The organism is Candidatus Poribacteria bacterium, from assembly GCA_021162805.1.
In the GTDB taxonomy this organism is placed as follows: domain Bacteria; phylum Poribacteria; class WGA-4E; order B28-G17; family B28-G17; genus JAGGXZ01.
Genome location: JAGGXZ010000230.1, coordinates 1 through 12,249, shown reverse-complemented (window position 1 = coordinate 12,249; position 12,249 = coordinate 1). Strand labels below are relative to the sequence as shown.

The window sequence follows — 12,249 nt, the reverse complement described above, 5'->3', positions numbered from 1 at the left end:
TACCTCCTCATGGCACCGGCACGATCTCCCACGGCGCCCAATAGTTATACAGATCTCTCGCCGCCGTCATCCAGATTACCAATCTCTTACTTCGGATGGCATCCTTGCCCCTTCGGGCGAAGAGCTTACGTATCCTGGGGCCGCTGCCGTATGCCATAATCAGATCGACGGGCATGCCGATCTCCTTGGCGATATGGGCCGAGATCCCAGCATGTTTGCAGTCTTCGAAGTGAAATACGCCGCAGAAGCTATCCCCCAGGATCACTATCGGAGAGGATTTATCATCCCTGTACGGGCTCCCATCAGGATTTAAGACCTGCTGTGCCTTGAGCCTCATCGGCGGATATTTGATCCTCTCCTCCTCGGGAAGCATCCCCCTTATATCTCCTAATCTGACCACCTCCACCTCTCTGGTTCTGTATCTTATCGGAGATCTGCACACCTCCTTAAACCAGGGATAACGTTTGATCCTTTCAGCTATAAGATGGGCGGCGATTCGGATGGCTCTGTTGGACCAATGCGTGTCGAGCTTCATGTAGATCGGCTCATCCCCTTGGTCCCTCTCCCGCATGAAGGCGGGCAGCAGATCGATCGTCTCTACCCCTGCCTCGGCGAGCTCAAGGAGGAACTTCCTGGTGTAGGGGGTGACATACGGCCCATTCCTGTCGGGGGCATGATCGGAGAGCTTTTCGGGGTACAACTCCGGCTTCGCCGGAACGATCACGAACAACATGTCTATCCCCTTTTTCCCGAGCCTGTTTTTGTAATCAACTATGGCGGGGAAGGGATCGTTACGCTGTTTTCGAAGATCGCCGCTGAGGATATATTCGAGCGATCCGCGGAAGAAGAGGAACCCGTTTCTGCCCTCTATCCCTTTGGCTCCCTTCGGCAACTTGGAAAGTATATCGCGGATATCCTTTTGAAAACCCGAGATCTTCCCCCGCCATCTTTCCCAGCTCCCATCCCCCCATCTTTGCAGCTCCGACTTCCATCTTTCGATGTTAGCCTTCATGTTTTCATCGGGCGGATCGACGACGAAGAGGTTATATATCGGCCTACCGAAGGGTCTGCCCTTGATTATGGCCGTGGGGTTTCGAACGATTATACCTCCGAGCTCCTTAACGATCTCCGGTTCAGTTTGAAGGTTAGGCCACGGACGGTTGAGGTTCACATCCAGCATATCCGTGTTGTACTTCTCATACCAATTGGACGAAAGTTCGTGGAAGTAATCCTCTACCTCCGAGGCGCTTAACAGCTTGGAGAGGTAATGGCCTTTAAGCCTGGCGATTAATCTGCGTGAGTATCTCCTTGGATCTATCCTGCCGTATATCTCCGGGAATCCGTCCTTATCCTCATCGTCGACGCCTTTGAGGAATTTCACCCACGGTTTGAACTCCACCTTGACCCAGATCTCCTCCTTGCCTTTCGGGCCGTGAAGGTAGGCGGTGGTGATACTCTGAGGGGGAATGGAAAGCCTTGGATTTCCCCATTTCTCACCGCTAACCTTTGCACCGACCATCATGAGCTCCAAGGACTCGTCGTAATTCCACTCGGCCAGGTAATCCATCATCGGCGACCAAGCCATCGGTGAGGAGATTTCCTCCCTGGTGAGAGGCGTCTGCTCTATCCTGTCCCTCAGCGAGGGCGGAGAGAGTGCGCCGCCAAAGCTGAGTTCCTCGAGCGATAGAGGTTCCGGGGGCCGAACGAAGTCCTCGGGCTCCGGCTGATTTAACATCACGTTTGCATGATATGCCGCGTAGTCGAGGGCTGCAAGCGTGGGTTTTTCGATGAATCTCATCATGACCCTGGAGCTCAACCGGTTATACGATCTGTTGAACCTTCCTATCGCCACCTTGTCTGAGATTAAACCCCCGGATAAGGCTAGGGAGGATAGGGCTAGCAGTATCAAGAGCGTCAGGGGAACTCGCCTCATCTTTCGATCCTCCATCCTGCCCTGTAATTCCTCATCACCTCATCTGGTCTGAGCGGGCGGTCGTAGATCGCCACCAGAAAGACCTTCCCCAGCCAGGTTCTATCGCCCGTTGCTTCGTTTCCTATGATGAGCGGAAAGGAGTTCCACTTTCGGAAATCGCCGCTCATCCTCTGAGATTCGGGATGTCTCACCCCGTTTACATAAAGATGCTTCACCCTGCCGTCATAGGTTGCGACAAGATGCACCACTCCCCCGTCAAGAACCCGACTCGTCGTATCCAATTCTGGTATGCCGTTCGGATTGGTTTTCGTCGTTCTCAGCCTATAGGCTATATCCGACTTTATCTGGCCGAGCGTGAAATTCCGGTTAAGCGGGTCCTTCGACATGGACACTATACGTGAAGGGCCGGTTTGTCGCAGATTCGCCGGTTGAACCCAGACTTCGATCGAGAGCTTCCCTGTCGATCTGAGTTTCCTGAGCAGCTTTTCCGCTCCGCCTTCGCTTATGATCATACTCGATTTGACAAACTCCACGCCGTTATCACCCTTGATCCATCTGATGGCTTTTGGGTCCTTTATCCGAAGGTTCAAAGGCGGGTTAACCCCGCTGATGTCGTGAACGACCGTCCCCTTACCCTCAGTGAAGGCGTATAGGGCGATCAGTCCCGATCTCACCCGCTCCCTCGACCGCCTCTTACCTCCTTGTATGAATATGTCCGGCCATCTATCCGTTTTGGGGTGATACGTCAGCCGAAGCGGCCAACTCCAGGCGGGTTTCAGCCCTTTCATCCTCATCAGGAAGATTTCGTAGTCCGAGGTGTTATGATCGTGTTGATTGTTGGGACAAGCGCCGTAGACGAGGTAGCGCATATCAGATGAGAGCTGGGGGAAATAAGTATGCCCATACCACATCTTGTTTTGATCAACCTTGTAAAGCTCGCCGGATATCTCGCCCTTTAGCGAGGCCTTGCCGAACGTGCCCGGTGACATCACCCAGTAGACGAAGGAACCGTCGGGGGCGAAATGACCCTCGCAGCCCCCATGTATGTGTTTCTGGAACCTACCGTCAGAGCTGAAAATCCACGTTCCTCGGGGGTTGGGAGACCAGCCCACGAAATATCTCCCGTTCGGTGAGGGCGTTGCGCCTCGAACCTCGCGGGGCCTCAGCCTAGCCCCTTTAGGAGGCCAGGTCCTCCTCTCCGATCCGCTCTTCAGATCATGGACGTAAGTCTCAACCTCGTTTCTCCCTCGGAAGATGACAATCTCGCTCCTCGATAGCCATACACCCATGCTGGCGTTCGAGACCACCTTGTGCTGATTCGATCCGTCGGCGTTCATCACCCAGACTTCCCTTCTTCCTCGCCGCTCCCTCGTCCACGCTATCATCCTCCCATCCGGCGAGATCTTCGCCGTCGTATCGGGAGAGTTATTGCGCGTCAGCTGCTTCCTATCGGTCCCGTCCAGGTTCATCCGAAAGATCTCCCAATCACCATCCCGGTTGGACGTCCAGACTATGAACCCGTTGACATCCGGTAGGTTTGGCTTCGCAAACCCCATCAGCGCCGAGATTAAGATGAGGAAGATCGATGTTGTTACCTCAAGCCCCTTGATACGTCTCATCTTAGTCCCCTGTCCTCAACTTGATGTGTTTATCTGTCGAGGACATTTTAACATGAGAGGTTTTAGAGGTTATTTCAAGGTTGTTAAATCTCTGTTAAATAAGGGGCTAGGTATTCTTCTCTGAATGCCTAGCCCCTACTCCTTGTCTTAGCTCTGTAAGGAAGGTATAATTCGTAAGGATCAATCGAAACGGTGTAGGGCCGTATCTCGGTCTTCATGAGATGAAAAAGGGAAGGTGTGACGTTGAGGGAGAGGATAGAGGAACTCCGCCGGCAGATGCAACAAGGAGCCGGATTGGGCGCCGCTGAAACGATAGCGGTGATCCTGCTTTTGCTCCTCATCGCCCTGTTTGGGGCATCCTGCGGGAGGAGCGGAGGCTCCGGGAGGACAGCCAAAACGCCCAAGATCATCAGAACGAAAAGCGGCGTGGAAATGGTACTGATCCCCGGCGGATGGTTTGAGATGGGAAGCGATCGAGGAAGGTCAAACGAGTCGCCCGTCCATAGGGTGTGGGTTGACTCCTTTCTGATGGACAGATATGAGGTGACCCAGGAGCAATACGCCAAGCTGATGCTCGGCAACCCATCCCATTTCAAAGGCCCCGATAGACCTGTGGAGCAGATAAGCTGGGCGATGGCGGCTCTGTATTGCAACGCCCGATCGCGGGCGGAGGGGCTTGAGCCGTGCTACGATGAGGAGACGGGCGAGTGTAACTTTCAGGCAAACGGATATCGGCTCCCGACGGAGGCGGAGTGGGAGTACGCCTGTCGGGCCAGAACCGATACGAATTACTTCTTCGGCAACGACGCCCGCAGGCTGAGGGAATACGCCTGGTATGCCGAGAACTCGCTCGGCAGGACGCACCCTGTGGGGCGGAAGAAACCCAATCCCTGGGGGCTTTACGACATGTACGGGAACGTGGCCGAGTGGTGTAACGACATATACGGCGAGAACTACTACAGGAGCAGCCCCGAGAGAAACCCCCGAGGCCCGGCCGATGGGGAGAGGTACGTTCTGCGGGGCGGATCATGGAGCTCGAGCGCCGATGCCTGCCGTTCATCCTATCGGGTGGGTGAGGAGCCTGGATTTCAGGACGCCTGCTTCGCACGCGATACCATAGGGTTCCGCTGCGTGAGGAAGGCCCCTTAGAACCTAAGGTCGCCTCTGAGGCGAGGAAGGGATTGTATACCTGGATGTTCATCGCTCCGGCGGTGGAGGATGGCTGATTTTTCTGCTTGACGAGGGGGAGATATGCTACGCTCTAAGAGAATATGATCGAAATAATTATACGAGGAGGGGGAATATGCGAAGAGTCATCCTTTTCACGCTCTGTCTTCTGGTGCCCTGGCTTTCATCATATGCCGGGGTGGGGGAAGGTCTTGTCGGATATTGGCCGTTCGATGAGGGCGGAGGCAAAACCGTGAAGGACGCCTCCGGAAACGGCAACGACGGCAAGTTCGTCGGTAAGGTCGAATGGGTTGACGGGGTATACGGATCGGCATTGAAGTTCGACGGCGAAAGCGGTTACGTGGCCGTGCCGGACGACAATTCGCTCGATCTGACGGATGCCCTGAGCATCATGGCGTGGTTCAAGCCGAGCGAGTCGCTGACAAGACGTCGGATGATGTCGAAGAACAACTCATATTTCGTCATGTTCGACTTCGGCGACCCGAACGCCATCGAGTTGCTGGTCAAACCGAACAACGACTTCGTCGAATCCAAGAGGAAGGAGTGGAAGATAGGAGAGTGGTATCACTTCGCCGGGACGTTCGACGGTAAGACGCTTCGGGTCTACATAAACGGCGGGCTTGAGGGCAAGAAGGAGATAGGCCAGCCGATAGCGCCGTCCGACCTTGAGCTGTGGATAGGTGCGGATGATTACGGTAGGCCGACGGATTTCTTCCCTGGAGTGATCGATGAGGTTCGCATATACAATCGCGCCCTTTCGGCTGATGAGATAAAGGAGGCTATGAAAGGTCCGACTCCCGTGAGGGCTAAGGGCAAATTGCCGATCATCTGGGCTTCAGTAAAGATCAGATGATCAAGGGGGAAAGGCGGATCGCCTTCAAAATCAAAGGGGCAGGGATTATGAGCGCTGGGAGGTTGAAGATAGGGAAAGTATCCTTCCGCCTTCTTCGTGGTGGTGCTGAGCGAGCCCTCCGAGAGGAGGGTGGCGGTGGGATACAGGGCGACGGGCGGCACGGCGAGCGAAGGGGAGGACTATTTGTTGAAGGGAGGACGGTTGAGATTCGATCCGGGCGAGACTCTGAAGCGGATATGGATGGATGTGATCTACGACGAGATAGAGGAAGGGGACGAGACGGTGGAGATCTCGCTGTACGATCCCGAAAACGCTAGGCTGGGCGATAAAATGAAACACATCTACACCATCCACGACGATGGGGACGAGCCTCCGGCGATCGACGCCGGAGCCGACAGATACGCCACCTTCCCCGTCACGTCCGTTCGATTGAACGGCACCCTCACCGATGACGGATTGCCCGACCCACCGTTGGAGGTGTCGGTGGTATGGAGCGTGATTAGTGGGCCGGGGAGGGTCGTTTTCTCCGAGGGGAACGCTCTGGATACGACGGCGATCTTCGAGGTGCCCGGGGTTTACCTCCTGCGTTTGACGGGGAGCGACGGGAAATACTCGTCGAGCGATACGGTGAGGGTGATCGTCAACCCGGAGGGGAACCCCTCTATGCGCTCATTGCCGACCCGAGGTTTGATACTGTGGCTCAAGGCGGACGCCGACCTGCGCAGAGGACCCAGCGGTGAGGTGACGGTCTGGCTCGATCAATCCGGTAACGGACATAGGTTCTATCAGCCGTCCGATATGAAAGCCCCCCTGTGGGTCCCCAAAGCCATAAACGGTAAGCCCGCTTTAGCGTTCGACGGGGAGGACGACGAGCTGCGGAGCCGTTGGCCCCGAATCAGCGCCGGGGGATGGATCAACGAGAGGACAATAGTAATCCTGTTTAGGACGGGGGAGGACGTGAGGAGAAGACAGGTGCTTTTCAAGCAGGGCGACAGATTTTTGGGGTTGAACATCTACGTTCAGGGCGGAAGAGTGTATATCGGCGGGTTCAACGTGAGGGCGGGATGGGAACCCGCTTACCTCAGCGGGCCGGTCGTCCCGAACTCCCTCTACTGCGCTATGCTGACTTACAACCGTTTTGGAAACAGGTTGAAAGGGTTTCTCAACGGGAGGGAGCTGGGTCGAAAAACCGGGGTCGCCCGGCTTTGGGGATACGGTTATTGGGCTAGCATAGGCGGGGTTTACGGCGGGACCCGGTTCCATGACGGGGAGGAACGGAGTTCGGGCTGTCATTTCACCGGCCATATAGCCGAAGTTATGTATTACGAGGAGGAGCTTTCGGACGGGGAGATACGAGCGATCGAGGATTACTTGATGAGGAATAGCCGGCGATCCGGAAGGGGCAGCTGAGACGACCTTCGAGGCTCTTCCTTTTCTTCGCCGAGATAGATGGGGCGGCTGAGGTTTACCTCAACGGGCGAAAGATCGGGGAACAGCCGAAGCCTCGCGTGCCCTTTGAGGTGGAGATAACCGATCTGGTTCGAGAGGATGATAACGTGGCAGCCGTGCGGGTGGATCATTCACGGGTAACTGAGCTGTTCTTAGGCGGCATCGTTCGCCCCGTTTTGCTCATCGAGCATCCCATGGACTGAGTTTATGAGGGTGCGGCTGCTTCTGTGTAGGTTGGGTACGGTGAAGCTCTCTGCCACAAGCGGCGGAGCATTCCACAGGATTTCGTGAAGCTGTGAACGGGACGGATAAAATGAGAGGACTCGCTTTGCTAGGGACCCTTTTGATGATCGTCGCTTTCGGGACAGCCGGTGAAATCCGGTACACCGACCCCTTCGCCGGAGAGGCTTTGAAAGCGCTTGAGAGAGCGACGGAGTTCCTTCGATCCATCTCCACACATGGAGGGTACCTGTGGAAGTATTCGGAGGATCTGAAAGAACGGTGGGGCGAGGGAAAGGCGAGCCAGACCCAGATCTGGGTTCAACCGCCGGGCACGCCCTCCGTCGGTATGATCTTCCTGAGAGCATATGAGGTGACGGGGGATAAGAGATATCTGGAGGCGGCCAAAGAGGCTGGAGACGCTCTCGCCTGGGGACAGTTGGAGTCCGGAGGATGGACGTATTACAGACCAGACGGCCCTCGCCGAAGGAGATGGAGAGGCGACGCAGATCGCTCGCACCTCGCGTCCGTAGGGTGATTTCCTCCCTGGACGATAAGGGGCGGTGGGTTAGGAAAGGATATATCGAGATGCGGGTCTTCATCAGAAATATACGTCTGCTCTGCGATTATCTCGAGGCCGCCTCGAGCTCCGTATCTCGCTTGTCTGAGCGTTGATTTCTCCGATCCGGCTAACTGTACCTCCGGATTCAAAGCGCGAGCGGCGATCCAGGTGGCGACGTGTTCGGCACTGGCGATCACTATGAACCCCTCAAACGTGACCGGGGCTGTGACGCCGGCGACGGGCATGGCGGTGAGCCCCGTCTGTGCCGCTTGACAACTCCCCCGCGATGTTGTAATTTCTGTGTAACTGGCTAGTGTTGGAACCCAGTAGATATAAGGGTTCTTAGGAGGGGGAAAGTTTCATTACCTCTTCCCAGCTTATTTCCGGCGTTTCAGCCGATGGATTTGGCAATACCAACGAGGTTAAGTGAGGGTAAGATGATGATAAAAGGCAAGACGGTTCTATGCTGGGCGGTCTTCATGCTGTCGTCCGCCGGGTTGAGCGTCGTGGGGTCCGATCGCCCTCCTTACCCGCCCAGCCCAGTGATAAAGAGGATCGTCTTTCACAACGATACATGGGTCAAAGCCGCTCCGGGGAGCGATCAGTTCGGATACACCTGGGCAGCCGACGATAACATATACGTAGCCTGGGGCGATGGCGGGGGGTTCGGCGGGACAAACTCCCTGGGGCGGTCGAGCCTCGGGATAGCCAGGATAGAGGGGATGCCTCCAAACTGGCGCGCCGTCAACGTATGGGGAGGGCTGAACCCCTTATCGAAACAACGCCCTATCCTCGGCAAGGTGAGCAGCGGTATAATCGCCATAGATGACGCCATCTATATCTACGTCGTCGAGCAGGATGTCTGGACCAACAACCACCTGTGGGTATCGAGGGATCTCGGTATGAGCTGGAGGGATCTGGGGCAAGTGTTTAATGAACCAGGAGCTGCCTTTGCCTCGCCGGGGATAATCCAGTTTGGCAGGGCTTACCGAGGCGCTCGTGACAACTACATCTACGGCTACAGCGACAAACCCTGGAGAGATGGTCTCGCGCTGTTCAGGGTTCCGAAGGATAAGCTCGCCGATCGAAACGCCTGTGAGTTCTTCGCCGGACTCGACGAGAGGGGAAACCCAAAATGGACGAAATATATCACGAAACAGAAGCCGGTATTTGTCGATCCGAACGGCACGGAGTGGGGCGTGACATGCGTTTATCATCCGGTTTTGAAGCGGTATCTGCTTTGTGTCCGCCACAACGGCGATTCGGGTGAATGGGGGATTTTCGACGCTCCGGAGCCTTGGGGGCCTTGGACCACAGCCGCCTATGGGAAGGATCTGCCCGAGTGGACATACACCCCTGACCCGAAGGGCGCCTCGCCGAACCGACCGGCCTGGATGCACATGTTCCCGGCCAAATGGATGAGCGAGGACGGCAGAACGATGTGGCACATATGCGACCGGGGTGATCAGTTCAACCTGATGAAAGCCACGCTGATTCTCAGGCGCTCGGCCAGCTCGCCATGAAGAGAGGTTTATCGAACATCCCTGAACGCTATGTAACCGATCGCCAGTTCACAGGGTTTCGCCTGGGCATATGGCGCCCAGATGTGAAATTCCACGCTCTTAACGGCTTTAAAGTTGAAGGCTTTATCAGCAGCCCAATCACGCAGCGGAAGCTCGGCAAGCGTCCATGTGGTCGGCAATCGAATATCTTTCTCGTATACAAGCCGCTTGCCATGGAGGTCATATAGGCTGATCCGAGCTATCACCAGCGCCGTCCCATCTGCATTACAACCTCGCATGCGAATCGCCACGAGCTTCGCGGAGGAGATATCCAGAGGGAGCGGCAATTCTTTCCGAACGAGGAGTGTATGTGGTTCGCCGTCGATGCGGATGAGGATATAACCGCGCCCCCACCATAGCTGTTCGGTAAATCCGGTGATCTCCTTGATCTCCGCGTTGGTGTTCCAGCCGGTTGCGGTGTTACACTCTATGTCCGGCCTGATGGGAGGCTGAGGGGGTGGGTCGGGCAGGGGTTTCACCGGTGGCGCCGGCCCCCAACGGAAAAACCCGTTACCTCCCGTGCCCGCGTAAAGCCGCCTGGGATCGTTAGGGTCCACGATGAGGTTATGCACGTTGAGCTTCGTCAATCCCTCGTTCATGGCTTTCCACGCGTTGCCTCCATCGCGGCTGACGAACACGCCCTTGCCGCACGAGATGTCGTATCCCTCGTCCACCGAGGCGGCGTAAACCACATCGGCGTCGTGTGGATTTACAGCGATGGCGGCGATATAAGTGCGGGCGAGATTCCCTATTCCGGCGTCAAGTCGCTCGACCGGCATTCGCCAGCTTTTCCCTCCGTCCGCGCTCTTATAAACGCCGCCGCGACCGACACTGGAGTAATCACGCTCGGCCACATAGACGATCCGGGGATCAGAGGGCGCCGGGAACACTCGGGGGCGCTCGGGGATATCGGCGATCCTACGCCAGTGAACGCCGCCGTCCTCGCTTAAGAACACCCCGCCGGGCACCAACTTGCTACCCTTACGCGAATACCGCACGCCCAACCATAGCCGGCGGGGATCGGAGGGGTCCAGGGCCATATTGGTGAAGGCGAGGTTCTCGCCCAGATTCACATCCACCCGCCGCCAGCTCAACCCGCCATCCTCCGATTTGTAGATGCCATTCCCCACTACGGGAACGTAGAGGACACGTCGATCCGGCGGGCTGGTGGGGTCCAGCACGATGCAAAATATAGCTCCCGTGGGCAAGCCGGTGTCCTCGTATCCGACGAGATGCCAGTCGCGTCCGTAGTCGTCCGTCCGCCAGATACGATGAGGGCCGTAGTTTCGACCGAACGACATCCATGCGCGCCATGGCCGCTCCGGGTCTATCACCACCGCAGCGGCTTTTCCGTAACCCATCCATTGGGTGACCCACGCCCATGTCCGTCCGCCGTCGGTGCTTCGCCACAGGCCTGTATCCCAGTAGCCGAAGTAGAGCAGTTGAGGATATCCGCGCGCCACCGCCGCCGAGCTCGAACATGTCGTCTCAACACCTCGTCCTCGCCAGAGCGCCGGCTCCCTCGGAGAGGGAGGTCTGACGAGATCCGTGCACAGTTGCTCCCAGGTCTCACCCCCATCGGTCGTCCCGTAGATCTCCATATCGTTGGCGTAATAAAGCCGCTCAGGTCGGAGGGGATCGATGGCCAATGCCGTGCAGGTAAAGCCCCTGTAGAACCAGGCCGAACGGACGTTGTCGTCGCGGGTGATTCTCCTCCACCTTTTGCCGCCGTCGGTGCTTTTGAAAATGCCCTTTCCCCGGCGGACGGAGGCATATACTATGCCCGGAGTTCGGGGATCGGTCACGATGCGCCAATACTGAAAATCACGCCCTTCAGCGCTGCGGATCACCTTCCATGTGTGCCCCCAATCGGTGCTCTTCGCCACTCCGCCGGTTTTAGCTTCGTCGTCATAAAAGGTGACGTAAAAAAGGCCCGGCTGAGCGTCGGCGGCGATCTCCATAACGGGGCAATCCGGCAAACCGAGGGAGGAGGATTCCCACGAGCGACCGCCATCATCGCTTCGGAACACACCCGCGGTTGTCGCCGCGAGGATAAGCTTGGGGCGATCGGGGGAGAACACGATCGAATACACCTGAGCGGAAGCCAGTTCGGCGGGTCTATCTATGTGATGCCAGCTTTCCGCGTCATCATATGATACAAAAATACCGGCGGTCTTGGCGGTTTTGGGAAGCGTTCTCCTGCGCGGCTCGCCTATGCCGGCTAGGATATGTCTCTCATCGGAGGGATCGACCGCGAGGGCGGCGATGGGGGCGGTTATCCCCCAGGTTTCGATAGGCGGGAAGCCGTTGCGCTTGAGGGTCCAGTGTTCGCCCTTGTCAGTGCTCTTATACACCCCGCCATGGGTGCCCGCATATACCACCGAAGGGTTGGAGGGATCCACAGCGATGGCGGACACATAGGTATTGCCAAGCCCCGCGTTGATGATCCTCCACGACCGGCCGAAATCATCGCTGCGGTATATCCCGCCCACATCACATCCGAGATAGATGGTGCCCTTCTCATCAGGTGCTACGGCGAGCGACCACAGCCATCCACCCCCACCAGGTCCCAAAGAATGCCACTCAGCTAAGCCGTGGGCGCATAACACCATGAGCATCAGACCGACCAACGGCGCTGAATGATACCTTCCCATCGAACGAGTCCTCCTAAAAGCGTTATTTATCTGAGCGCCTTGTCGCTCATTCTATCACCAGCGTCAAAGGATGTCAACCCGCAGGGTGTATGAAAAATCTGTAGGTGATTTGAGTTCACCCCCACCTAGCCTCCCCCATCGAGGGGGAGGAACTTAAAGCTCCCCTCCCTAGATGGGAGGGGTTGGGGGAGGGTGGATAATAACGACCTA

The 12,249-nt window shown here is 56.7% G+C and carries 9 protein-coding genes; 6 read left to right on the top strand and 3 right to left on the bottom strand.

The window, feature by feature from the left end; all coding sequences use genetic code 11:
- Positions 1–7: 7 nt before the first annotated feature.
- Positions 8–1,933, bottom strand: coding sequence for a hypothetical protein (locus tag J7M22_19095; protein MCD6508712.1), 1,926 nt, complete (start codon positions 1,931–1,933; stop codon positions 8–10).
- Positions 1,930–3,552, bottom strand: a complete 1,623-nt coding sequence (locus J7M22_19090; GenBank protein MCD6508711.1) for a PD40 domain-containing protein — start codon at positions 3,550–3,552, stop codon at positions 1,930–1,932. The genes J7M22_19095 and J7M22_19090 overlap by 4 nt, the downstream gene beginning before the upstream one ends.
- Before the next feature lie 243 nt (positions 3,553–3,795).
- Between J7M22_19090 and J7M22_19085 the strand changes: the two genes are divergently transcribed.
- From J7M22_19085 to J7M22_19060, 6 genes are all read left to right on the top strand, one after another.
- Positions 3,796–4,701 carry a formylglycine-generating enzyme family protein gene (locus J7M22_19085; GenBank protein MCD6508710.1) on the top strand — a complete coding sequence of 302 codons (906 nt, stop codon included), beginning with the start codon at positions 3,796–3,798 and terminating at the stop codon, positions 4,699–4,701.
- A gap of 154 nt (positions 4,702–4,855) precedes the next feature.
- Positions 4,856–5,593 (top strand): LamG domain-containing protein, encoded by a 738-nt coding sequence (locus J7M22_19080; protein ID MCD6508709.1) that lies wholly within the window; start codon positions 4,856–4,858, stop codon positions 5,591–5,593.
- 102 nt (positions 5,594–5,695) lie between these two features.
- Positions 5,696–7,003: a hypothetical protein gene (locus tag J7M22_19075; GenBank protein ID MCD6508708.1), complete on the top strand. Its 1,308-nt coding sequence runs from the start codon at positions 5,696–5,698 to the stop codon at positions 7,001–7,003.
- Positions 6,985–7,245 carry a hypothetical protein gene (locus J7M22_19070; protein ID MCD6508707.1) on the top strand — a complete coding sequence of 87 codons (261 nt, stop codon included), beginning with the start codon at positions 6,985–6,987 and terminating at the stop codon, positions 7,243–7,245. Before J7M22_19075 ends, J7M22_19070 begins: the two co-directional genes overlap by 19 nt.
- A gap of 125 nt (positions 7,246–7,370) precedes the next feature.
- Positions 7,371–7,799, top strand: coding sequence for a hypothetical protein (locus J7M22_19065; protein ID MCD6508706.1), 429 nt, complete (start codon positions 7,371–7,373; stop codon positions 7,797–7,799).
- Between the two features lie 461 nt (positions 7,800–8,260).
- Positions 8,261–9,346, top strand: a complete 1,086-nt coding sequence (locus tag J7M22_19060) for a DUF4185 domain-containing protein (protein MCD6508705.1) — start codon at positions 8,261–8,263, stop codon at positions 9,344–9,346.
- Between the two features lie 8 nt (positions 9,347–9,354).
- Here J7M22_19060 and J7M22_19055 read toward each other — a convergent pair whose 3' ends face one another.
- The gene (locus J7M22_19055) at positions 9,355–12,039 is read right to left on the bottom strand and encodes a hypothetical protein (protein ID MCD6508704.1); all 2,685 of its coding nucleotides are present in this window, start codon (positions 12,037–12,039) and stop codon (positions 9,355–9,357) included.
- Positions 12,040–12,249 lie beyond the last annotated feature (210 nt).

Coding starts and splice junctions, on each gene's coding strand:
- J7M22_19095 (MCD6508712.1), bottom strand. CDS start 1,933: ATGAGGCGAGTTCCCCTGACGCTCTTGATACTGCTAGCCCTATCCTCC.
- J7M22_19090 (MCD6508711.1), bottom strand. CDS start 3,552: ATGAGACGTATCAAGGGGCTTGAGGTAACAACATCGATCTTCCTCATC.
- J7M22_19080 (MCD6508709.1), top strand. CDS start 4,856: ATGCGAAGAGTCATCCTTTTCACGCTCTGTCTTCTGGTGCCCTGGCTT.
- J7M22_19060 (MCD6508705.1), top strand. CDS start 8,261: ATGATGATAAAAGGCAAGACGGTTCTATGCTGGGCGGTCTTCATGCTG.
- J7M22_19055 (MCD6508704.1), bottom strand. CDS start 12,039: ATGGGAAGGTATCATTCAGCGCCGTTGGTCGGTCTGATGCTCATGGTG.